A 22,797-nucleotide genomic window follows, 5' to 3' on the forward strand; every position below is an offset into this window, starting at 1 on the left:
TCCAAACTGAACAAACAGTAAGAACTGACAAAATAGCTCCAAGTGTTGCAATTGCGCCATGGTGGATCACGCTGCGTAAAGTGCGCCAGGCATCTGCATCAGCAACAGTAGAAAGGCGCGGATACTCAATTGCGGAACAGTAATGAGCGCCTTTATTCGATCGTCTGGCGAACTTCTTCGCCGCACGTATCGCATTCTACATCGCCCTCATCGCTGATCTGAAAGAGTGTGAAGCTGCCGCATGCCGGGCAGGCCTCCGTGAGGTATTCAGGCATACTCTGCTCTTCGGACTCGGCTTCTTCCTCGGTCAACTTTTCTTCGCGCTTCTTGTCCAGGATCACGATATTGTCTGGCAATTGCCCCCGCGAGAAACCGCGGGAAATGATCTGCGCGGCTTCTTCCGTAAAGGCGGCAGGCTGGCGGGTGGCATCGCCTTCGCCCCGTCCCAGGCCGTCATGGGTGACGTCCACTTCCGCCAGATCATCCCGCCCGAGATAGGACACGGCCAGTTCACGGAAGATATAATCCAGAATTGAGGTGGCCTTCGTGATGCGGTCATTACCCGTAACAGCCCCGGCGGGCTCGAAGCGAGTGAAAACAAAGGCGTCTACATATTCTTCCAAGGGCACGCCATATTGCAGGCCGATGGAGGTCGCGATGGCGAAATTGTTCATAAGGCTCCGGAACGCGGCGCCTTCCTTGTGCATGTCCAGAAAGATCTCACCGAGCGAGCCGTCTTCGAACTCCCCCGTATGCAGGTACACTTTGTGCCCGCCGACAGAGGCCTTCTGGATGTAGCCCTTGCGACGGTCCGGTAAGCGTGTACGCGTGCCGCTCTGGCTGGTCGATACTGACGCGGAAGCCATAACGGGTGCTTCCGCTTCGGAGGCCAGTTCTTCGGCAAGGCTGAGAATATGTTCCATGCGCTCGGCAACTTCGTCGTCTGCGGGAGCGCGAATGCCGATCAGGAGACTGGAGAGCCCAGCGTTCAGTGCGGCGTCTGCCATGTCGAGGCCCGCGCGGCCCGTGATTCTAACCATGACATCACCGCCCAGTGCTTCGGCGCAGGCCTTTGCGAAGGCGATCTCGGCTTCGGGCGAGACGGTAATATCCAGGCCGCACCCAGTCAGGGCTTCGGCAGCGATCTTCTCTGTCGCGCCGCCCACAGCAGATTCTGCAGCGGCAATATCCCTGCGGGAAAAGCCCATGGCTGAGAGCAGTCCACAGCCATCCGAATCAAAATTTTCCGGCGGCAATTTCAGATCCTGACTGATGATCTCATCGCCGAGGACCCACCGTGAGAAGGCGGCATTCAGGGGCAAGCCCTCGCTGAGCGCGCGTTTGACGCGCTCCAAGGCCGCTTCGGAGAAGCCGCGATCCTTCAGCCTGTCGGCGCCAAGCGCGCTTTCAAGGTCATGTGCGCCGCCATGAGCCAAGCGGTCCAGAATTAACGGCAGGGATTCCGGGGCTTTTCTGGCAATCGCCAGGCGGGCACTGCGCGTCAAAGTGGGGCCTTCATCTGAAAAGGCGAGAACTGTCGTGACCGGACCGCTCGCATTGCTATCGCAGTCAGGCATGATGTCCGGCAGGTCGCTGACCGGCAGGATTTTTACCTGGCAGGCCTTCTTGCCGCCCGCACGGCGCGCCTCAATGCCCAGAGTTGCCGCATGGTTGGCTGAGAGGGAAGCACCGGTCGCCGCGGATTTGACGAGGCCGCAGATCGCCGCGGCCATATCGCGGCCTTCATCGCTGTCATAGGCAAGTCCGAGGGACATGACAGCCGCGCCCAAGCCGTGAATCAGCAGTAGACCATCTCCGAGGCTCTTTGAGGCGGCATCTGTCACAGAGGTCAGAAGGTCTGTCTCCAGGCCTTCCGGGCTGACGGCCAGTGAGATATCCAGCAGGCGGCACAGTGTACGCGACGCGGGAAGCTCTGATTGTGCGAGAATGACCTCGGCGCCTTCCTTCAGCGCTCCCAGCAGCTCCGCTTCGATATCCTCTTCAATGCTGTCAACAGCAAACACAGCGGGTGGCGGAGAAGGCGTGTTCACAGCAGCAATGCGAAGAGCGTCCGCTGTGCGCAGGATGCCATCCGGCTGGCGCAGCGCCTCTTCAAGGATGTCCTGTGGCAGGCCGGAGGCGATGGCTTCGGCCAGCTCGGCATTGCGCGGGGCATTGCCAAGACGCTCCAGCATTTCGGCTGTCGCGATCTGAGTGGCCTCCAGAAGGCTGGCAGATGCGTAGGCAGAGGTTACATTGCGCAGCGATTCCGGCGTTGCCGGTCTGCGGTGACGGCCTGCTGCACGCCAGATGTCACCGAGGTCGAGGGGGCCTGACAGCAGGCCATCCATCTCCGCAGCCTGTAATATGGATTTTAGCTCGGCCTTGGTCATTCTCGCCTCCCTGCGAAACATTGGCGAATCATTCCACACAGGGTGACGCTTCGCAGACATTGTATCAACCTGAGCTGCCTCAAAATCGCCAATGTGAAATGAGTTTTGTGCGTCGCATTGCCTGCGGCTGCTCTATGGATTAACTGCCGCGAAGACGCCATATTGCGGCCAACAAGACAGGTCAGGACATCAAGACGATGCTGAAACAGATTTTCACCTGGTGGAGCGGGCACACGCTCGGGGCTTCCTTCGACATCAAACGGCGCTCGACCTATGTCGGCACTGATGAGTATGGCAATCGCTATTTTGAAGAGCGCAAACCATCCCTCGAAGGGCGTAAGCGCCGCTATGTGATGTACAAAGGGCTCGCGGAGCCGTCCAAGGTGCCCGCAGACTGGCATGGTTGGATGCACCATACTATTGATGAGCCGCCGACCCGTATGCCGCTCAACCGTCGTGAGTGGGAAAAGGATCACAAGCCGAACATGACCGGTACGCCTTACGCCACGAAGCCGAAAGGCAGCATTTCCACTGACCGGGCCCGCCAGAAGGCGACCGGAGACTACGAGGCCTGGACGCCTGATGCGTGAATCACTTTTTGAAACCCTGATTGGCGCTCTGGTTGTTGCCGTTGCAGGCGCTTTCCTTTGGTTTGCGATTGGCCAGGGAACAGATGTGAAAGCTTCCGGTGATCAGTATGAGGTGACGGCGCGCTTCAATAATATCTCCGGCATTTCCCGTGGCACTGATGTGCGGATTGCTGGCGTGAAGGCTGGGATCGTAAAGGCGGTCGAAGGAGATCCGAAGCGTTTTGAAGCTGTCGTTACGCTAAGCGTCGATGAGAAATGGGACCTTCCGGAAGACACGGATGCCCGCATATCGACAGATGGCCTTTTGGGCGGCAGCTATGTGGCTCTAGAGCCCGGTGGCAGCTTTGACAACATTTCAAAGGATGGCTCGGGCGAAATCATTTACACGCGTGGCAGTGTCGATCTGCTGACCCTGTTTGCCTCTTTCGCCTCCAGTGGCGGCGGGAATGCGGATGGGGCCCCTGATGCATCTCCCGTCGCGGCTGGTGATGCTTCATCTGCAGCAAGTAATGATTCATACCCTGACGAGGATTATCAATAATGAAATTCGCTGTCTCTGCCTTGGCAATCTGCGCTGCTATGGCTGGGGCCGCGCATGCGGCGACCTTCGTGCAGAAGGATCGCGCCACGTTGCGCGCACTCGACAAGATTACCGGTCGCTCCACGGACATTGAGGTCAAAGTTGGTGAGCCGGTTGTGTTTGGGTCTCTGAAGGTGGAGCTGAAGGTTTGCTATCAGACTCCACCGGAAGAAGCGCCGGAGAGCGCAGCTTTTCTCAAGATCAACTCCACGCAGCCGGTTGCCGTCGAGACGATGGAAGCTGCCGTGACGGCCGACGATGTGAATACGGTCAGCGACGAGAATCCGGAGCTATTTTCTGGGTGGATGTATGCATCTTCTCCAGGACTCAGCGCTCTGGAGCATCCGGTTTACGACATCTGGGTGATCCGCTGCAGCGCACCTGATCCTGTGAAGTTGCCGCCCAAGGCGTCTGCGCCCGTGGATGATGATGTGGTGTATGATGACGAAGTGCCGCCGGGCATCGAGATCGTCGACGACCCGTCCGAGGTTGAAGATCCGCAATAGAAATCGGCCTCTACGGTCAGGGCCATTCTCAGCATTTTTTTGAACTCCGTACGCGTGATTTCATAGAGTCCAAACTGCTCAAGGTGCGGATTATGGAATTGTGCGTCCAGCAGGATGTATCCGCCAGTCAGCAAGCGCGCGACGAGGTGCACGAGCGCGATCTTTGAAGCATCTGTCGCGCGGGAAAACATGCTCTCCCCAAAGAAGGCACCGCCCACAGAGACGCCATAGAGCCCGCCGACAAGATCGTCCCCATCCCAGCACTCAATGGAGTGGGCATGGCCCTCGCGGTGCAGGGCGCTGTAAAGATTCAGGATTGGAGAGTTGATCCAGGTGCTCTCTCGGCCAGCGGTGCTCTCGGCACACATTTCCATCACGCGCGTAAATGCCTGATCGGCGGTGACCCTGAATGGGTCCTGCTTTACTTTCCGCGCAAGGCGTTTGGGAACGTGAAAGCCTTTGAGGGGAATGATCCCACGCATGTCCGGGTCGACAAGGAACAGGTGCGGGTCGTTGCGGGCATCTCCCATCGGGAAGACGCCCCGCCTGTAACAGGCCAGCAGGTCAGACGTACCAAAGCGCGAAGACATGGCTTCATATGTTAGGGCGGACACTCAGATGTCCACCCTCCAATATGATGCCGCTGGCATTAGGTTGCAGATGAATTACTCACCAGCTTGTTTGGCGTCAGCGAGGAATTTCTCCAGCCAGTGTATGTTATAATTACCTGCTAGGACGTCGTCGTTCTCAACGAGTCTGCGATGGAGGTCCAGTGTTGTGAAGACACCACCAACCACCATTTCAGACAGAGCGCGACGCAGCCGCATCAGGCACTCGCGACGCGTGCGGCCATGTACAATCAGCTTGCCGATCAACGAGTCGTAATGAGGTGGAATGCGATAACCGGCATACGCAGCGCTATCGAGGCGCACATCGGGGCCGCCTGGTGCGTGGAAGTCGGTTATCAGGCCGGGCGACGGGACGAATGTCTCGGGGTGCTCAGCATTGATACGGCACTCGATGGCGTGGCCCACAAGCATGACGTCTTCCTGGCGGAAGGACAGCTCCTTGCCTTCAGCGATCCGAATTTGTTCGCGGACCAGATCTATCCCTGTGATCATCTCCGTGACTGGGTGTTCCACCTGAAGACGGGTGTTCATTTCGATGAAGTAGAACTTCCCATCCTCGTAAAGGAATTCGATTGTGCCTGCGCCCCGATAGCCAAGCTTTTCCATCGCATGGGCAACGATTCCGCCGATTTCCTCACGCTGCGCCTGATTTAGAGCAGGGGATGGCGCTTCCTCGAAGACCTTTTGGTTGCGGCGCTGCAGTGAGCAGTCGCGTTCCCAAAGGTGGGCGACGTTGCCGTGCGTATCGGCAATAACCTGCACCTCAATGTGACGCGGGCCCTGAAGGTATTTCTCCAGATAGACAGCGTCATCACCAAAGGCGGCTTTCGCCTCAGTCTTCGCAGTACGGACAGCGTTTTCCAAATCGCCTTCCGTCATGGCCAGCTTCATACCGCGACCCCCGCCGCCTGCAGAGGCTTTTACCAATACCGGGAAACCGATTTTCTTTGCGGCTTTCTTGGCTTCGGAAATGCTTGAGAGTGCACCTTCTGAGCCGGGGACACATGGTACGCCAGCTTCGATCATCGCCTGCTTGGCTGCGATCTTGTCGCCCATGATGCGAATGTGCTCAGCGGTTGGGCCAATAAAGGCCAAGCCGTGCGCTTCTACCATTTCAGCGAACTGGGCGTTCTCTGACAGGAATCCATAGCCGGGATGGATCGCATCAGCGCCGGTAATCTCGGCTGCCGCCAGGATCTGCGACTTTTTCAGATAGCTTTGCGCGGATGGGGCCGGGCCAATGCAGACACTCTCGTCTGCCAAGCGAACCGCCATGGCATCCCTGTCTGCCTCGGAATGGACAACTACCGTGGACAGGCCCATTTCTTTGCAGGCGCGGTGAATTCTCAGGGCAATCTCACCGCGATTAGCGATGAGAACCTTTTTGATGACAGGTTGCTCGGCCATATTACTCGATCAGTATCAGAGCTTCGCCATATTCCACTGGCTGGGCGTCGGTAACATAAATTTCTTTAACGACACCAGCCTTGTCCGATTCGACCGGGTTGAAAGTCTTCATGGCTTCAACCAGCATCAGAGTGTCGCCTTTCTTCACCTTGTCGCCAACAGCGACAAAGGCTTTCGCGCCAGGCTCAGGTGATAAATAGACCGTACCGACCATGGGGGATTTGATGGCATTGTCAGACGCGGCAGGCGCACCAGCTTCAGCGGAGGGAGCGTTTGCAGCCGTCGTAGCAGGGGCGGCGGCGGGAGCAGCAGACGGGGCTGGCGCGTACGCTGCGGCCTGAACGATTGGGGCGGCAGGCTTGCTCACGCGAATGCGAAGGCCATCATGCTCAACTTCGAGTTCGCCGAGGTCAGCTTCACGCAGGATGGCTGCGAGTTCCCGGACGAGGCCGGTATCCAGCTTGTTCTTTGTCGTACTCATGAAATATCAGGTCTCTTTCTGGCCCAGAAGGGTCTTAGCCGCCAAAAGCGCCAGCTCATAGCCATAGGCGCCCAGGCCCGCAATCGTGGCCTTCACAGCGGGGGAAACATAATTCACCTGACGAAACGCGTCACGCGCCGCCGGGTTTGATAAATGAACTTCTACAACCGGCACCGTACAGGCCTTCAGTGCATCATGCACTGCAATGGAGGTATGCGTGTATGCAGCCGCATTTAGAATGATGGCTGCGCCCTTGGCAGACCCTTCTTGAATCCAGCTTACCAACTCACCTTCATGATTCGTCTGGCGGGTTTCCAATGGAAGGTCACCTGCCAGCACTCTGAGCCGTGTGTGGATATCTTCCAGCGTGTCACGGCCGTAAATCTCCGGCTCACGTGAGCCGAGAAGGTTGAGGTTGGGGCCTCCAAGTACGTATACCGGTTTAGACATGGTGTCCGTCTTGCGCTGTATCGCCTGGCAAGGCAAGGGGCAGATGAACGGAGAAAACTCGAATGTTGGTTACTGTCAATGGTGAGACGCGCTCAGTGCAGCCGGGGACGACGATTGCAATGCTGATTACGCAATTGGCAGGCGAATCAGGCAAGGATCAGCGCGGCATCGCCATTGAGCGGAATCTTGAGATTGTCCCCAAATCCGAGCATGCCTGCACGGTCATTGAAGAAGGCGACCGCATAGAGCTTGTTCAGTTCGTCGGCGGGGGGTAGGCCTGCACCTGCCTCAGACTAAAGAGGCCATCAATTTTCCTTTCCAGACCAAGGTTAGACCTTTGACAGATTCACTTACTATTGCCGGCAAGACGTATAATTCCCGCCTGATCGTCGGGACAGGAAAGTACAAATCCTATCAGCAGAATGCCGACGCGGCGCGTGCCGCGGGTGCCGAGATCGTCACGGTTGCCTTGCGCCGGGTAAATCTCTCTGACCCTGAACAGGAACGGCTGACAGATTTCGTGAAACCTGACGAGTTCACCTATCTGCCCAACACAGCCGGCTGCTACACGGCGGACGAGGCTGTTCGCACGCTGCGACTTGCGCGCGAGGCAGGCGGTTGGAATCTGGTGAAACTGGAAGTGCTGGCTGATCAGAAGACACTGTACCCTAATATGCCGGAGACGCTGGAGGCTGCCAAAGCGCTGATCGCTGATGGCTTTGAAGTGATGGTCTACTGCTCGGATGATCCGGTCTATGCCAAGATGCTGGAAGACGCCGGGTGCTGCGCGATTATGCCTCTCGGCAGTCTGATTGGATCAGGTCTTGGGATTATGAACCCGGTCAATATTCGTCTGATCGTTGAGCAGACGCGTGTGCCGGTAATCGTGGATGCCGGTGTCGGTACGGCTTCTGACGCGGCCATGGCGATGGAGCTTGGTTGTGATGGCGTTCTGATGAACACGGCTATTGCCGCAGCCAAGGATCCGATCATGATGGCCAGCGCCATGAAACATGCTGTGATCGCAGGCCGTGAAGCTTATCTCGCCGGCCGGATGCCCAAGAAGATGTACGCTGATCCCAGCTCACCGCTTGCCGGGCTGATCTGATCAGAAAACTGCCAGTAGCATGTAAATCAAGGAACACATGGCAAAGCCCACGATGCTTATAAGGCTCGTGGAGACGGTCCAGGTCCGGAGTGTTTCCCCCGGCGTGATCCCGAAGATGCGCCCAACCAGCCAGAAGCCGCTGTCATTCACATGACTGCCTGTGCTGGCCCCGGCGGCAATTGCAATGGTCAAGAGCCCTAGTTGCGGTGCAGTCAATGGTGCGGCAATCAGGAGAGGCGCTGTCAGCCCCGCCGATGTGATCATCGCAACGGTGGCGCTGCCTTGGGCAAGGCGCAGGATAACGGCCAGCGCATAGCCTGTTAGAAGCGGGCCAAAGCCCACGCTTAGCGCAGCATCGGCAATCTGGGTGCCCGCGCCTGTATCCACAAGAACCTGCTTGAACGCTCCGCCAGCCCCGGTGACAAGAATAACGGCGCCTGTCGGTTCAAAGGCCTTGGCCATGGCTTTCGACATCAACTCACGGCTTTCCTGTGTCGCGGGATAGAGCAGGATCCATGTTGCGCCACAGGCTATCAGCAGAGCGCTGAAGGGGTGCCCTGTGACCGACAGGATGTATCGCAAGGGGCCGGGCGGCAACAGCTCCGCCAGTGTTCCCAGAAGGATCAGTGCCAGCGGCAGTACGATGAGAAACACGGCGCGGCCAAACTTGGCAGTAGACGCCGCCAAGTCTGCGGGCTCTACAATCTCGAAGTCAAAGTCTGAGTCTCCTTCAGGTAGCAGACTTTGCCGTTCTAGAAAAACCGCAAGAAGTGGACCAGACACGGCCAGCGCGACTGCGCCGCAAATGGCCCCGAAAAGGATCACCCAGCCAAGTTCTGCCCCCAGCAGTTCGGCAATCGCTACAGGTCCCGGTGTCGGTGGCAGAAAGGCGTGGCCCACAGCAAGGCCTGCCATCAGGGGCAAGCCGAGCGCCAGAGGCGGCCGAGATTTGGCGTGCGCCATGGTCAGGATCAGAGGCGCCAGGATGATTAGCGCCACATCAAAGAAGACTGGTGTGGAGGCCAAGAGGGCGATGCCCGCGATCTGCCACTGGTTCGTCGTGAAGCTGGCTGTATTGGAGAGCCTGGATGCGAGCGCCTGCAGCGCGCCGGAAGCCTGCAGGATCGCGCCGAATAGGGCGCCGAGTCCGATGATCGTCGCAATAAAGCCCAGCGTGCCCCCCATGCCGTTTGTGATCGTCGCAAAAGACTGGTCGGGCGTCAGCCCGGCGGCAAGGGCGCTGAAGATGCTGATCAGCAGCAAGGCGGCAAACGCATTCAGCCTGGCTTTCAAAATCAGCACCAGCAGGGCTGCAATGCCAAGCCCTGCCGCGATAAGTGGCCGATAGGCCTGAAGGCTTTCGATCAACTCCATCCCAGCCCGCGCGTTCTCGTACGGATACGCATCAATGTATCATGGGCGGTCAGGTAAAGGGTTCGCCCGTCAGGATCGCCAAAGCAGCAATTGGCGGTTGCTTTGCCGGTCTTGATGCGGGCAAGCGGTGTGCCGTCAGGAGAGAGGATAAAGACGCCGCCGGGGCCTGTTGTGAAAATGTGGCCTGTCTCGTCAATGGCCAGGCCATCCGGCAGGCCGGGAGCATCCTCTGCCATAAAGGGTGCTGCATCGAACAGGAGTTCAGGTTCCGCGCCGTCCGGTCCCATCTGTAGAAGGTGAGCGGCATCGGGGTCTGACTGCGTGACATAAAGCGTCTTCTGATCCGGGGAGAGCGCTACCCCATTCGGGAATGTCATTGTGCTGATGACACGGGTCAGGCTGCCATCAGGCGAAAAGCGATAGACGCCATTGGCATCCTGCGCCTTGAGCGGAGAGTCATTCATACCCTCCAGCCCATATGGAGGATCAGTGAAGAACAGCGTTCCGTCTGATGCCTCGACAACATCATTCGGGCTGTTGAGCGGTTTGCCATCATAAGCGCTGACCAGTGTGGTGCGCTGCTTCGTGTCTATATCCATGGACTGTACGGCCCGCCGTCCGTGATTGCAGATCAACAGGCGTCCATCATGGCTTATTGCGAGACCATTCGCGCCCGGCTCACGAAAGCCTTGTGTCTCATCCGTTGGCGCGCCGGATGGCTGCAGGAAGACCGTTGCGCCTTCATCCTCGGTCCACTTCCAGCAAGTATTCTCCGGAACATCCGAGAAATACAGGCAGCTTCGCTTTCGGTCCCAGACAGGACCTTCGCTCCAGGTGTAGCCAGAGGCCAAAACATCCAGCCTGGCCCCCGGACTAATCAGATCGCGCGCTGAATTGTCCAGGATTTCTACGTCCAATGATTTCCGCAAGGAAGGCAGGCGCGGCATTGCGCAGGCCGAAACGAGCCCGGTGCTGGCAGCGGAAGCGAGAAAGAGTCTGCGTGTGTAGCTCATTCGATACGGATCCTTGTTGGCAGGGCACTTGCCGGGGTGCCGGTTATCGTTTGTTGAGTCAGGGTAATCTCGGTGCTGCTGCGTATGTCAGCCGCTGAAGCCCCTACCATGAATTCCAGTTTGCCGGGCTCAACTACCCAGCCTGTACCGCTCTTGTAGATCGCCGCCTGGTCGGGGGTGAGCGTGAAGGTGAGCGTTTTTGTTTGTCCTGCGGGAATGTTCACACGCTGGAAGCCGCGCAATTCGCGCTTCGGCCGGGCAATACTGGCATATGGGTCTCGCATGTAGAGCTGGACGACTTCGTCCGCATCCACCTTGCCGGTATTGGTAACCGGAATGCTGAGAACGATGTCTTTGCCCGCCTGCACCGTGGTGGACGCCGTGTTCAGTTCTCCATACTCAAATTGAGTGTAACTGAGACCGTGCCCGAACGGGAAAAGAGGCGTGATCGGAATATCCATGTAGCGGTTGGTATCTTTTGTCAGGTCAGAATCAGCCGGGCGTCCGCCGGGATATTCGGAATAGGTATGCGGCAGAGCGCCCGTACGCCTTGGGAACTCAATCGGTAAACGCCCCGCAGGCGACACTTTCCCCCACAGCACATCTGCCAGCGCGTTCCCGGCCTCGACGCCCAGCATCCATGTGTTGAGTACAGCGTCTGCCTGGGCCGCTTCGCTTTCAATGGCCAGTGGACGCCCGGTAACCAGAATGATCGTGACAGGCTTTCCGATTGCGAACATCGCCTCGGCCAGCTCTGCCTGATTGCGGGGCAGGGCGATGTCAGACCGGCTGCGCGCTTCGCCAGAGAGGTCGTAGTCTTCCCCGATCACAAGCAGAATGCGGTCAGCCGCTGAGGCGGTTACAATTGCCGCGTCCAGAGTCGCCTCGCCGTCGCCCTTCGGAAAGACCCCTGCAGCGTAGGTGATCCGTGTGCCTTCAGGGGCGTTCTGTTTCAATCCGTCCAGAAGCGAGACAACATCTTCAGGTTTGCCCTGCGCACGCCAGGAACCGAGTTGGGTCATCTTGTCTTCGGCCAGTCCACCAATCACGGCAATGGTTTGTGGGGAGCTGGAGAGGGGTAGGGCGCCGTTCTTGTTCTTCAACAGAACCATGGCGCGTGTCGCGGCTTCACGAGCGGCTTGACGGTGCTGCGGGCTGAGCAACGTCTCCGCTTCCCGCTGGGCATCATGATAGGCCATGGGCGCATCAAACAGACCCAAACGCTCCTTTGCTGTCAGGATGCGCGCCACTGCGGCATCAAGATCCTGCATCAGGCACTCGTCAGCCTGCACGACATTTCGGATATCTGTAGGCAGAACATTGCTCGTCATGTCCATGTCGACGCCCGCTTTCAGGGCCAGCACGCCGGCTTCTTCGCGCGTTGCGGCCACACCATGGTTCATTAGTTCTGCGATGGCATTCCAGTCCGACACGATCATACCCTCAAAGCCCCAGTCGCCGCGCAACAGGCCGTCGATCAGAACTTCATTTGCTGTCGTCGGTACGCCTGCAATGTCATTGAATGCCGTCATCATGGAGCCTGTTCCGGCGCGGGTGGCCGCGTAGAAGGGCGGCATATAGGTTTCCATCAGGCTTTGCTCGCTGATATCAGCCGTGCCGTAGTCGCGCCCGCCAGTCGGCGCGCCATAGGCGCCGAAATGTTTGGTTGTGGCAAGAATGGTTTCAGGAGAGGAGAGGTCCGTGCCCTGATAGCCTTCGACCTGCGCCTCGGCCATGCGCGCGCCAAGATATGGATCGGCGCCCGCGCCCTCTACGATGCGTCCCCAGCGCGGGTCACGCGTAATGTCGACCATGGGCGCAAAGGTCCAGTGAAGACCGGCGGCGGAAGATTCGTCAGCAGCTATCGCTGCGGCCTGTCTCCAGTCTTCTGGGTCCCAGGTGGCGGCCATGGCGATCGGCACCGGGAAGATCGTGCGGTAGCCGTGAACCACATCCATAGCGAAGAGCAGGGGAATACCCAACCGACTTTCCTCGACAGCCACTCTCTGAAGCTCTCCCAGAGGTTCTGCACCCGCCACATGCAGGTAAGATCCGATCTCGCCCCGGCGGACCTTTTCCATCTCTTCTGGCGTCAGCTTGGAATTCAGGGATTTGCTGCGCCCGCCAGCGGCCTGGTTAAGCTGACCCAGTTTCTCATCCAACGTCATTTGCGCGACGAGGTCTTTTACCCTGGCGCTGGCGTTCGTCAGGCTCTCGATTGGCTTGCAGGCTTCAGCGGGCGCTTCAATTGGCGCGGTCGCGACAACCGATTCGGCCACTACAGGAGGCTGTGTGGTGCACGAGCTGCTGACTAGCGCCATTAGAGCCAAAGGCAAACGCAAGCGTATCCGGCTATCGGTCATGTATATCCTCCCCATGGTCGCGCATTATTGCGCGCTTGTTTGAGGGGAGTTTTGTTCGCTTGAACAACGTTGTCAACGCTAACATGAAAACGATTACACTGACTGTTTTGGCTAGGCTTTGTCAGAAGGCCAATAAGGATCGTTGCGAAATGACTTTGCCAGAAAGTCCATTAATACAGATATCCGCCGGACATTCCGCAAGTCTGGATGGGTGAGAACCCACAGCGTGTTAGGGGTGCCCAGCGGATAAGTGAAGCACCGCTTCAAGTCAGGCCTGCGCAAGTCGTCCGGCAATAAGGCAACACCAGAGGCTGCAACAGCAAGAGCTGCCATGGCGGTCAGGTCGTCACACATTGTAGGTGAGAGAGGTTGCTTTTTGCTGAGTGCTGCAACAAACACGGGGTGGCGCATAAGCTGGCCGGCTGGAGGGATGAGTTTGTGTTCGGACAAGTCGCTGGCTTGTTCTAGCCGTGGTGCGTCTGCCAGATAATGCGGGGAGGCATAAACGCCCCAATCAATCTCCAATATCCGTCGGCCCCATAGATAATCCGGTGGATTGTGGACCACCCGCAAGGCAATATCCGCGCTTCTGTCAGAGATATTGGCTTCCTGATTGGAGACCAGCAATTCGACCTGAGTACCTGGGTGTGTCGTGCAAAATTCGGCCAGATAACGCGGTAGCACCGTGTGAGAGAAGCTGTGTGGAGCAGTGAGCCGCACCACACCTTGTATGGTGCCATCCCGACCGGAAACGCGCCGGTCGATGGCCTCAAAGGACTGGGCAATTCCAAGACCAATGTCTCTCAGCTCGTTGCCGGCATCGGTAAGAATCAACCGCCCCTTGATGCGGTCAAAAAGGCGGGTGCCCGTTTGATTTTCTAATGCGCCAATGTGCCTGAATACTGTTGCATGGCTTACGCCTATACGTTTCGCCGCCTCGACCTGTGAGCCGGTTTCGCAGACAGCGAGGAAAACTTTGATCAGGTTCCAGTCAAAATGGTTCATATTTCAAATCTGCAATAAGGCAACGCAAATATGATTATATCCATCAATTATGAAAGGAAATATTTCTCTTGAGGTAGCTTAAACCATGGAGATAAGAATGATTGGATACACGACACTAGGAACAAGGGATCTCGCCCGGGCCGAGATGTTCTATGACGCGCTGCTTGGCCTTCTGGGCGCAAAGCAGGCGATGCGCATGGATGATTTTATCGTATGGTCAGGTGAGGCTGGCGGAGCAGCCTTTTCAATTCATGTGCCTGAAAATGGCAAAGCCTACTCGGTTGGGAATGGCGTCATGATTGCCCTCGTTGCCAGAGATCCGGCTCAGGTGGACGCTGTTTACGCCAAGGCATTGGAATTGGGCGGTCAGGATGAGGGAAAGCCGGGTTTTCGCGCGGAAGGCTTTTACGCCGCATATTTCCGTGACCCGGACGGTAACAAGCTCAACATTCACAACATGACCAGCTAAAGAGCGCTGGTTATGTCTCACATGATTATCGGACACAGGCTGTGCCCTTATGTGCAGCGCGTTGTCATCGTGATGCTGGAAACCGGAATCAGCTTTGACCGCACGGACATAGACCTCGACAACAAGCCTGGTTGGCTGGGGGACATTTCCCCCGGCTGGCAGGTTCCCGTGCTTGAGGCAGAGCCGGGCAAATGGTTGTTCGAGTCCACTGTTATCGTGCGTTATCTGGACCAATTGAGCGGGGGTGTACTGCTGCCGACTGATCCGCTTGCAAGGGCACAGCAGGAGGCGTGGATGGCTTTTGCTGACGGAATGTTGAGCCTTGTTGCGCGTATTATCTACTGTGACCAGACCGCTTCGGCAGCCTTTGCCTCGATGTCAGAGCTGGCTGAACGCCTAGACCTGATTACTCGGCGGTTTTGTCCGGATGACTACTTCAATGGCGGTACATTCGGTCTTGCTGACATCGTCTTCGCTACGCTTTTTCGATACTTTCCAGTGCTCGATCAGGTCTGCGCAAGGAAAGTGGGACCAACTCTTTCGGAAGATCTAAGGACGTGGTGGGCGCGTGTCCAGAACAGGCCTTCCGTCATGGGTGCCGTGCCTTACACGTATGAGGCCGAACTCAGCCAATTCATTGCGACAAAGCAGAGTCATGCCGGTTGCGTCCTCGGGCAGCTCAATTGAATCGGAAGGAATGAGAAATAAGGAACATCTAGAAAAGTGGCGGAGAGGAAGGGATTCGAACCCTCGATACGCGTTAACGTATACGCCCTTAGCAGGGGCGCGCCTTCAGCCACTCGGCCACCTCTCCATCGCGGAAATAGCGGTCTAGTGAAAGCCTAACCTGATCGCAAGCCCCCATGCCCTGTCAGGCGGGAAAATGTTCACTCTGAGCTGCAAGAAAGCGGGCGCCGGGCTTATTTCCCCCATTATTTCAAGCTACGCCATATTGCCGCTATGTGATCTGGCCGTGTGGCAGGCTGGAAGACATGTGGTAAAATGTGCGGCTATACTCCGGACAAAGAGGCAGGCGATCAAGATGATAGAGTATTTCAAGCCGGTTCCATTCTCCTTGTTTCGCAAGGATAAGAAAGCTTTTGGCGACGCACTGTGCCAGTCTTTCCGAGAAACCGGCTTTGCGGTCGTCTCAGAGCATACCGTGGATCAAGGCATCATTGATCGCAATCTGGAGGCAACCAAGGCCTTCTTCGCCCTGCCGGAAGAGGTGAAAGCGCAATATGACGGGCGCGACGGCGGTGGCCAGCGCGGCTACACGGCCTTTGGCACCGAAAACGCCAAGGGCAATGCCCATGCCGACCTGAAAGAATTCTGGCATACCGGGCGAGACCTGCCCGTTGACAGCCCATATCGCACGACCATGGCCGATACGCCCTCGGTTTCCGAAGTCGCGTCCTTCGATGAGAGCACGCGCGCGCTCTACAATGCACTGGATGAGATGGGGCGTCAGATCCTGGAAGGCGTGGCGCTGCATCTTGGCCTGCCGGAAGGCTGGTTTGATGACAAGGTCAATTTCGGCAACTCCATCCTGCGCCTGCTGCACTATCCGCCGCAGATGAGCCCGCCGTCCGAAGGCACTGTGCGGGCAGGGGCGCATGAAGACATTAACGTCATTACCCTGTTGCTGGGCGCGGAAGAGGCTGGCCTGCAGGCGCTGCACCGCTCCGGCACGTGGCTGGACGTAAACCCGCCTGAGGGCGCGCTGGTGATCAATTGCGGTGATATGCTGCAACGCCTTACCGCTGGCGTGCTGCCGTCAACCACCCACCGCGTGCTGAACCCCACGCCGGAGCGTGTCAAATTCCCGCGCTATTCGACGCCCTTCTTCCTGCACTTCAATCAGGACTACCTGATCGATCCTTTGCCGGGCTGTGTTGCTGAAGGGGGTAAGGCCGAGCCAGCGATTACTGCACAGGACTATCTGATGGAGCGTCTGAGAGAGATCGGTCTCGTCAAAGCTTGAATGGTCGCCCTTAGTGGCGCAGATGGTGGAAAATCAGATCAAGGGCGGCGGCGACACCGTCCTCTCTGGACATATCCTCCGCAAGTTTGGCGGCGTTTGCGCGCAGCTCCGGATTGGACACGGCATCTTTCATTGAGGCGGCAAGCCTGTCTGCCGTCAGTTTCTTGCGCGGGACAGGCTTTGCGCCGACGCCCAATCCCTCACTGAGCCTTGCCCAGCCAGGCTGATCCCCGAAAAAGGGGCAGATCACACAGGGCACGCCCGCGCGGAATCCTTCTGCGGTGGTACCGGCGCCGCCGTGATGCACGACGGCTGACATTTTCGGGAAAAGCCAGTCATAGGGCGCAGGACCTATGGCGAGCACATCGTCTGATGTCTCAATTTTCAGGTCTGCCCATCCGGAACCGATGATACCGCGCACCCCGGCCTGTTTCAGCGCGCTGGTTACGATGGTGGCCAGGCGGTCCGGGTCCGAACTGGTCATGCTGCCAAAGCCGACAAAGACCGGAGGCGCTCCGACCTCAAGAAATCTTGCCAGCGCTTCTGGCGGTGTAAAGCCGGTGTCCTTCTTCAGGGACCAGTATCCGGTGATGTGGGCATGATCCGGCCAGTCATCCGGGCGTTTTAGAACGGACGGGCTGATCGCGTGCAGGATGGGAATGGAGCCGCGCCCCTGAGGAAAGAGAACCTGACCTGAAGAATGTATAGGCGGCAAGCCCAGACTGTTCTCCCGAAACCGGTTCACGCTTTTGCGTTGTGCGGCAAAGCCCTTGCTGACAAGTGTGTAGGTCAGCCGGTTGTATCCCGGCAAGGGAAGCGCGGGCAGGCCCATGGCAGGGAACTCAGCCGTCGGAACAATCATTGGCTGCAGCAAAGCCAGAAAGGCGGGGATGCCCAGTTTTTCGGCAATGTGCGGTGCCCCGAATTGCTTGGAGTGGAAGACGATAAAGTCAGGCGAGCAGGTCTGCGCGGCATTCCAGCTGTCTGTGATCATTTGTTCCGTAAGGGGAGCAGACTTTTTAGCAAGGCGCATCCCCGCCGCCATGCGCTTGAAAACATTGACCGCGCCTTCCAGCATCATCTTGCCATCGGGAGAGTCGATCAGCGCCAAAGGGGCATCCGACATGGGGAAGCAGGCGATGCCAGCCCCTTCGACCCAGTCCTTATACCGTTCCGACGTGGCCAGCGTTACGTCCACACCGGCAGCTTTCAGGCCCTGGGCCAGTGCCAGAAAAGGCTCCACATCGCCGCGAGTTCCATAGGTGCAGAGCAATCCGCGCAATTGGCTCATTGGTCCATGCTCCCCTGATGGCGGATTACCCTGCGATAGGCCTATCTGGGAGAAACTTCAATACAGAGGAGCTGGAAACCGGTTATTCCGTTGGTGTCATCGCGCCGACCTTGTGGTCTTTCATGACGTCTTCAATCTCATTGAAGATTTTCGGGTCATCCACGGTGGCGGGCATGGCCCAGTCTTCGCCGTCAGCGATCTTGCGGATCGTTGCGCGCAGGATCTTGCCAGACCGGGTCTTCGGCAGGCGGCCTACCGTCATCACCTTCCTCAACGCGGCGACTGCGCCGATGTGCTCGCGTACCAGTTTTACACACTCGGCTTCAATCTGTTCGGAGGGCTCTTCAACGCCTGCCTTCAGAATGATGAAGCCAACCGGAACCTGACCTTTCAGGCTGTCTGCCACGCTGACCACGGCGCATTCCGCAACGGCCGGGTGAGCGGAGAGCACTTCCTCCATGCCGCCGGTCGAGAGGCGATGCCCTGCCACATTGATAATATCATCTGTGCGCGCCATGATGTGGAGATAGCCGTCTTCATCCATGTATCCGGCATCCGCGGTTTCGTAATAGCCGGGGAAATTTGCCAGATAGCTTTCGCGGAACCGGTCATCATTCTTCCATAGGGTCGGCAGGCATCCGGGTGGCAGCGGCAGCTTTACACAGATCGCGCCAAGATCTCCGCGCGGCACTTCATGGCCGCCCTCATCCAGAATGTGGATTTCATACCCCGGCATCGGCACGGTGGACGATCCGTATTTAATGGGCAGATGCTCGATACCCATCGGATTGCCAGCAATCGTCCAGCCGGTCTCCGTTTGCCACCAATGGTCAATAACGGGGATGTCCAGAAGTTTCTCAGACCACTGTATTGTATCCGGATCAGCCCGTTCGCCGGCCAGGAACAGGGTTCGCAGGCTGCTCATGTCGTAACCTTTCAGCAGGATGCCTTGCGGGTCTTCCTTCTTGATCGCGCGCAGGGCGGTGGGCGCGGTGAACAGCGCGGCGATATTGTGCTCATCAATCATGCGCCAGAACACGCCAGCATCCGGAGTGCCGACGGGTTTGCCTTCGAACATTACCGTGGTGCAGCCATGCAGTAATGGTGCGTACACGATGTAGGAGTGTCCCACGACCCAGCCAACATCAGATGCAGCCCAGAAAACTTCACCCGGCTTCACGCCATAGATGTTTTCCATCGACCATTTCAGCGCCACCATGTGGCCGCCATTGTCGCGCACAACACCTTTCGGTTTGCCGGTGGTGCCAGACGTGTAGAGCACATAAAGTGGGTCAGTGGCTGCTACGGGTACGCAGTTTGCCCGCTCACCCCTGGTGGACATCTCGTCCATCAGCTCCATCCAGTCGGCATCTCGGGCCTGGTCCAGATTTGCCGTCACTTGTTCGCGCTGGAAGACGATGCAGGTATCCGGCTTGTGGCGGGAAAGATTGATCGCCTCATCGACTAACGGCTTGTACGGGATGACGCGGTTCGGCTCGATGCCACAGGAGGCGCAGATCATCGCCTTTGGCGTCGCATCATCAATTCGCGTTGCCAGCTCGTGCGGAGCAAAGCCACCAAAGACAACAGAGTGTATCGCGCCAATACGCGCGCAAGCCAGCATTGCAATCGCGGCCTGCGGGATCATCGGCATATAGAGGACCACACGGTCGCCCCTGGTAATGCCACGCGATTGCAGTGCTGCCGCAAAAGTCGCCACCTCTTCCAGCAGCTCTGAATAGGTATAGGTCTTCTGCGCGCCGGTGATGGGGCTGTCATAGATCAGGGCGTTCTGATCGCCCCGGCCTTCCTCTACATGGCGGTCCAGGCAATTATACGCCGTATTGCATTCGGCACCTGCAAACCATCGCCCGTAAACGCCGTGCTTAGCATCAAACACCTTGTCCGCAGGTTTTACCCAGTCGATGGCGTTCGCCGCTTCGGCCCAAAAGTCTTCCGGCGCAGATTTCCATGAAGTGTAGACGTCTTTGTAGCTGGTCATGCATCTCTCCCTCGGCCTCTTGTCGCAGAGATAGGCAAGGAGCGTGCTGTCTCAAGCGAGGCCTCGTGTGAGCTGTTACGTCTGCCGCAGGACATGACAATACGCCTTTAGTCTAATTCGGAGGGGAGATGGGAGATTCAGGCAGGTTTGGGTGAATCGGTCGCATCCCGCTAGAAGGGAAAGCGACTCGATATGGATTGTCCCAGCTTGACGTCGGGATGAATGATGTCAGCTTGATATTTATCGGAGAGGCATATGCCGGAAACAAGCAAAGAGCGGTCAGGTCCGCTGACAGATCTGCGGGTCATTGAACTTGGCCAGTTGGTGGCAGGCCCATTCTGCGGCCAGATGTTCGCGGACATGGGCGCGGATGTCATCAAGGTCGAGCCGCCAGCGCAGGGGGATCCACTGCGCGAATGGGGCCGGGATGGCTTTCCGCTCTGGTGGAGTGTCTGTGCGCGCGGCAAACGCTGCATCACACTGAACTTGCGCACAGAAGAGGGACAGGGCCTACTAAAGCAGCTCGTCGCTGAGGCGGACTTTCTGATCGAGAATTTCCGGCCCGGCACACTCGAAAAATGGGGCCTTGGCTATGAGGAGCTAAAGAAAGTCAATCCCGCTCTGATCATGATCCGCGTCTCCGGCTATGGCCAGACGGGCCCTTACTCTTCGCGTCCAGGCTATGCCTCAGTCGGTGAGGCGATGGGCGGTGTGCGTTATCTGATGGGAGAGCCGGACCGGAAGCCCTCCAGGGCGGGAATCTCTCTGGGTGACAGCCTGGCTGGCCTCTTCTCGGCCTTTGGGGCGCTGGCAGCTCTGCATCACCGCGAGAAGACCGGCGAAGGCCAGATGATTGATACGAGTATCTATGAGTCCGTTCTGGCCTTCATGGAGGGGCTCGTGCCGGAATACCAGTTCGAGGGCTACACACGGGAACGCTCAGGCTCCGTCCTGCCGTCCATTGCGCCCTCCAACATCTATGATGGCAGCGACGGCATGGTCATCATTGCGGCCAACCAGCCGACGGTCTTTGCGCGCCTCTGCAAGGCCATAGGACAGCCCGCCCTGAAAGACGATCCACGTTTCAAAACCCATGCCGGGCGCGGTGAGAACATGGCCGAACTGGACGCGATCATCAATGACTGGACCTCCAGCCGCACGATTGACGAGATCGAAACCGCGATGGTTGAGGCCGCTGTGCCCGTGGGCAAGGTGTTCCGGGCCTCCGACATGCTGGAAGATCCGCACTACAAGGCCCGGCAATCGCTTGTTGAAGTGCCGTCAGAGCGCTGGCCCGGCATTCTCCAGCAGAATATCGTTCCGCGTCTTACCGGTACGCCTGGCAAGATCCGATGGGCAGGGCCCGACCGTCTCGGCCAGCATACAGCCGACGTGCTGACCGAGCTGCTTGAGCTGACGCCAGAGCAAGTCGAAAAGCTCAAACAGTCGGGGATTGTCTGAGCGCGTCAGGCCGTCATCGCACCATCAACGATATGTTCCTGTCCGTTGATATAGCTCGATTTGTCGGACGCCAGGAAGACGATCAGGTTTGCTACTTCATCCGGGCGTCCAGCGCGGCCCATGGGAGAGGATTGTGCGCCAAGCAGCGCGACATTCATCTCATTCGAGCCATCCGGCGCAGTCATGATGCTGGCCGTCTCCGGGTCCATCGTCTCAGTCAGTCTTGAGATGGATTTCTGCCAGATCGGCGTATCGATGATCCCGGGATGCACCGAGTTCACCCGGATCGGCCAGCCCATCTGCGCGCATTCCACCGCGGCAGATTTGGTAAACAGCCTCACCGCGCCTTTGGATGTGCAATAGGCGCTGAGCCCTGCTGCGCCCTTCAGGCCTGCGACAGAGGAAATATTCACAATGGAGCCGCCATTTTCCATCATTCTGCGAATGGCCGCGCGAGTGCCAAGGAATACGCTGTCTATATTGACGCTCATCTGGCGTTTCCAGTCATCCAGCGAGAAATCCGCGATAGCCCCGCCAATGGCGATGCCGGCATTGTTGACCAGGATGGAGGGCGTGCCGAGCTTGTTCTCTGCCGTCTCAAAGGCGGTGTCCCACATCGCTTCGTCCGTCACATCCTGTTGCAGCGTCTCCACCTTGCCGCCATTGGCTTTGATGCGGCTGGCGGCAACTTTCAGGCCGTTATCGTCAATGTCTGTCGCCAGCACCGCTGCGCCCTCCAGGGACAGTGCTTCCGCAGTTGCCAGTCCGATCCCGCTGCCTGCACCCGTAACAATTGCGACACGTCCGTCCAGTAAACCCATGCTTTCCTCCCTTATGGTCTTTATGATTAGCCCTAGCTGTAGCAGGTGTGCAGCTTGACGGAAGAAGATGTTTGGTGTTTACCCCGCGCTTCACAACGGGATGGTGCGGTGCCGCCGTTGAAATCGTGGGTGCGAATGAGCGTCGCCCACCGGCCCGCGTCGATAATGAGGTACTACCATGTCTCGTCGCCACAGCGCGAAGTACAAAATCGACCGTCGCGTCGGTGAAAACATCTGGGGCCGCCCCAAATCTCCTGTAAACAAGCGTAACTACAAGCCGGGCCAGCACGGTCAAAGCCGTCGCAGCAAGACGTCCGACTATGGTATGCAGCTGATGGCGAAGCAGAAGCTGAAAGGCTACTACGGCGACATCACGGAGAAGCAGTTCCTTCGTATTTACGAAGATGCGAACCGCATGAAAGGCAACACCTCCGAGAACCTGATCGGTCTGCTCGAATCCCGTCTCGATGCCGTTGTGTATCGCGCGAAATTCGTTCCAACGATCTTTGCTGCCCGTCAGTTCATCAACCACGGCCACGTGATGGTGAATGGTCGCCGCTGTAATATCGGTTCTGTCCGCCTCAAAGCGGGCGATGTTGTTCAGATCCGCGAAAAGTCCCGCAACCTGGCTCTGGTGCTTGAAGCACTCGGCAGCCCGGAGCGTGACGTTCCGGAATATGTCGAAGTCGACCCGAAAGCGATGACAGCCACTTATGTGCGCGTTCCGGAACTCTCCGACGTGCCATACCCGGTCCAAATGGAACCGGCACAGGTGGTCGAATTCTACTCCTCCTAAGAGGACTGAATTTCTTGAACTATTTGATGGGCCGCGCCAGACTGGTGCGGCCTTTCTTTTTGGAGACCTGCCCC

The 22,797-nt window shown here is 57.8% G+C and carries 21 protein-coding genes, 1 tRNA gene and 1 pseudogene; 10 read left to right on the plus strand and 13 right to left on the minus strand.

Features of this window, described 5'->3' with window-relative positions:
• Nucleotides 1-152 precede the first annotated feature (152 nt).
• The gene (locus HY2_RS05465; protein WP_034825446.1) at nucleotides 153-2,393 is read right to left on the minus strand and encodes a TSCPD domain-containing protein; all 2,241 of its coding nucleotides are present in this window, start codon (nucleotides 2,391-2,393) and stop codon (nucleotides 153-155) included.
• Nucleotides 2,394-2,590: 197 nt separating this feature from the next.
• Here HY2_RS05465 and HY2_RS05470 point away from each other — a divergent pair, with 197 nt between their 5' ends.
• The 3 genes and pseudogenes from HY2_RS05470 to HY2_RS17690 form a co-directional block, all read left to right on the plus strand.
• Nucleotides 2,591-2,983, plus strand: a complete 393-nt coding sequence (locus HY2_RS05470; protein WP_034825447.1) for an NADH:ubiquinone oxidoreductase subunit NDUFA12 — start codon at nucleotides 2,591-2,593, stop codon at nucleotides 2,981-2,983.
• Nucleotides 2,976-3,524, plus strand: a complete 549-nt coding sequence (gene mlaD / locus HY2_RS05475) for an outer membrane lipid asymmetry maintenance protein MlaD (protein ID WP_051594756.1) — start codon at nucleotides 2,976-2,978, stop codon at nucleotides 3,522-3,524. The genes HY2_RS05470 and mlaD overlap by 8 nt, the downstream gene beginning before the upstream one ends.
• Before the next feature lie 38 nt (nucleotides 3,525-3,562).
• Nucleotides 3,563-3,877: pseudogene (locus HY2_RS17690) on the plus strand (DUF2155 domain-containing protein); the annotation flags it as partial.
• Between the two features lie 35 nt (nucleotides 3,878-3,912).
• Here the strand turns inward: HY2_RS17690 and aat are convergent.
• From aat to HY2_RS05500, 4 genes are all read right to left on the minus strand, one after another.
• On the minus strand, nucleotides 3,913-4,659 hold the full coding sequence (aat, locus tag HY2_RS17110) for a leucyl/phenylalanyl-tRNA--protein transferase (protein WP_081814951.1): 747 nt from the start codon (nucleotides 4,657-4,659) through the stop codon (nucleotides 3,913-3,915).
• A gap of 75 nt (nucleotides 4,660-4,734) precedes the next feature.
• Nucleotides 4,735-6,105, minus strand: a complete 1,371-nt coding sequence (gene accC / locus HY2_RS05490; RefSeq protein WP_034825450.1) for an acetyl-CoA carboxylase biotin carboxylase subunit — start codon at nucleotides 6,103-6,105, stop codon at nucleotides 4,735-4,737.
• 1 nt (nucleotide 6,106) lies between these two features.
• Nucleotides 6,107-6,586, minus strand: coding sequence for an acetyl-CoA carboxylase biotin carboxyl carrier protein (accB, locus tag HY2_RS05495; protein WP_034825451.1), 480 nt, complete (start codon nucleotides 6,584-6,586; stop codon nucleotides 6,107-6,109).
• Nucleotides 6,587-6,592: 6 nt separating this feature from the next.
• The gene (locus HY2_RS05500; protein ID WP_034825452.1) at nucleotides 6,593-7,036 is read right to left on the minus strand and encodes a type II 3-dehydroquinate dehydratase; all 444 of its coding nucleotides are present in this window, start codon (nucleotides 7,034-7,036) and stop codon (nucleotides 6,593-6,595) included.
• Between the two features lie 62 nt (nucleotides 7,037-7,098).
• Between HY2_RS05500 and thiS the strand changes: the two genes are divergently transcribed.
• Together thiS and HY2_RS05510 are read left to right on the plus strand one after the other, a co-directional pair.
• Nucleotides 7,099-7,311 (plus strand): sulfur carrier protein ThiS, encoded by a 213-nt coding sequence (thiS, locus tag HY2_RS05505; RefSeq protein ID WP_034825454.1) that lies wholly within the window; start codon nucleotides 7,099-7,101, stop codon nucleotides 7,309-7,311.
• A gap of 62 nt (nucleotides 7,312-7,373) precedes the next feature.
• Nucleotides 7,374-8,144, plus strand: a complete 771-nt coding sequence (locus HY2_RS05510) for a thiazole synthase (RefSeq protein ID WP_034825455.1) — start codon at nucleotides 7,374-7,376, stop codon at nucleotides 8,142-8,144.
• Here HY2_RS05510 and HY2_RS05515 read toward each other — a convergent pair whose 3' ends face one another.
• The 4 genes from HY2_RS05515 to HY2_RS05530 all read right to left on the minus strand — a co-directional run bounded on the left by HY2_RS05515 (nucleotide 8,145) and on the right by HY2_RS05530 (nucleotide 13,899).
• Nucleotides 8,145-9,518: a GntP family permease gene (locus HY2_RS05515; protein ID WP_051594759.1), complete on the minus strand. Its 1,374-nt coding sequence runs from the start codon at nucleotides 9,516-9,518 to the stop codon at nucleotides 8,145-8,147. It lies immediately after the preceding gene.
• Nucleotides 9,509-10,531 carry an SMP-30/gluconolactonase/LRE family protein gene (locus HY2_RS05520; RefSeq protein WP_034825457.1) on the minus strand — a complete coding sequence of 341 codons (1,023 nt, stop codon included), beginning with the start codon at nucleotides 10,529-10,531 and terminating at the stop codon, nucleotides 9,509-9,511. Before HY2_RS05520 ends, HY2_RS05515 begins: the two co-directional genes overlap by 10 nt.
• Nucleotides 10,528-12,894, minus strand: coding sequence for a glycoside hydrolase family 3 N-terminal domain-containing protein (locus HY2_RS05525; RefSeq protein ID WP_233346731.1), 2,367 nt, complete (start codon nucleotides 12,892-12,894; stop codon nucleotides 10,528-10,530). The genes HY2_RS05520 and HY2_RS05525 overlap by 4 nt, the downstream gene beginning before the upstream one ends.
• A 111-nt stretch (nucleotides 12,895-13,005) precedes the next feature.
• Nucleotides 13,006-13,899, minus strand: coding sequence for a LysR family transcriptional regulator (locus HY2_RS05530; RefSeq protein ID WP_034825459.1), 894 nt, complete (start codon nucleotides 13,897-13,899; stop codon nucleotides 13,006-13,008).
• A 97-nt stretch (nucleotides 13,900-13,996) separates the two neighbouring features.
• Between HY2_RS05530 and HY2_RS05535 the strand changes: the two genes are divergently transcribed.
• Both HY2_RS05535 and HY2_RS05540 read left to right on the plus strand, forming a co-directional pair.
• The gene (locus HY2_RS05535) at nucleotides 13,997-14,368 is read left to right on the plus strand and encodes a VOC family protein (protein ID WP_034825623.1); all 372 of its coding nucleotides are present in this window, start codon (nucleotides 13,997-13,999) and stop codon (nucleotides 14,366-14,368) included.
• Nucleotides 14,369-14,380: 12 nt separating this feature from the next.
• On the plus strand, nucleotides 14,381-15,055 hold the full coding sequence (locus HY2_RS05540; protein WP_034825462.1) for a glutathione S-transferase family protein: 675 nt from the start codon (nucleotides 14,381-14,383) through the stop codon (nucleotides 15,053-15,055).
• A 37-nt stretch (nucleotides 15,056-15,092) separates the two neighbouring features.
• Here HY2_RS05540 and HY2_RS05545 read toward each other — a convergent pair.
• A tRNA-Ser gene (locus HY2_RS05545) sits at nucleotides 15,093-15,182 on the minus strand.
• A 228-nt stretch (nucleotides 15,183-15,410) separates the two neighbouring features.
• Between HY2_RS05545 and HY2_RS05550 the strand changes: the two genes are divergently transcribed.
• Nucleotides 15,411-16,352 (plus strand): isopenicillin N synthase family dioxygenase, encoded by a 942-nt coding sequence (locus tag HY2_RS05550; protein ID WP_034825464.1) that lies wholly within the window; start codon nucleotides 15,411-15,413, stop codon nucleotides 16,350-16,352.
• A gap of 10 nt (nucleotides 16,353-16,362) precedes the next feature.
• Here HY2_RS05550 and HY2_RS05555 read toward each other — a convergent pair whose 3' ends face one another.
• Together HY2_RS05555 and HY2_RS05560 are read right to left on the minus strand one after the other, a co-directional pair.
• A complete protein-coding gene (locus HY2_RS05555) occupies nucleotides 16,363-17,643 on the minus strand; it encodes a glycosyltransferase (RefSeq protein ID WP_051594761.1) in 1,281 nt (426 codons plus the stop codon).
• 82 nt (nucleotides 17,644-17,725) lie between these two features.
• Nucleotides 17,726-19,645 (minus strand): propionyl-CoA synthetase, encoded by a 1,920-nt coding sequence (locus tag HY2_RS05560; protein WP_034825466.1) that lies wholly within the window; start codon nucleotides 19,643-19,645, stop codon nucleotides 17,726-17,728.
• A 255-nt stretch (nucleotides 19,646-19,900) separates the two neighbouring features.
• Between HY2_RS05560 and HY2_RS05565 the strand changes: the two genes are divergently transcribed.
• A complete protein-coding gene (locus HY2_RS05565; RefSeq protein WP_034825468.1) occupies nucleotides 19,901-21,106 on the plus strand; it encodes a CaiB/BaiF CoA transferase family protein in 1,206 nt (401 codons plus the stop codon).
• Nucleotides 21,107-21,111: 5 nt separating this feature from the next.
• Here the strand turns inward: HY2_RS05565 and HY2_RS05570 are convergent, their stop codons facing one another.
• Nucleotides 21,112-21,927 carry an SDR family NAD(P)-dependent oxidoreductase gene (locus HY2_RS05570; protein WP_034825470.1) on the minus strand — a complete coding sequence of 272 codons (816 nt, stop codon included), beginning with the start codon at nucleotides 21,925-21,927 and terminating at the stop codon, nucleotides 21,112-21,114.
• Between the two features lie 178 nt (nucleotides 21,928-22,105).
• Between HY2_RS05570 and rpsD the strand changes: the two genes are divergently transcribed.
• Nucleotides 22,106-22,723, plus strand: a complete 618-nt coding sequence (gene rpsD, locus HY2_RS05575) for a 30S ribosomal protein S4 (protein ID WP_034825471.1) — start codon at nucleotides 22,106-22,108, stop codon at nucleotides 22,721-22,723.
• Nucleotides 22,724-22,797: the final 74 nt, after the last annotated feature.

The organism is Hyphomonas pacifica (genome assembly GCF_000682675.1).
Lineage (GTDB): Bacteria > Pseudomonadota > Alphaproteobacteria > Caulobacterales > Hyphomonadaceae > Hyphomonas > Hyphomonas pacifica.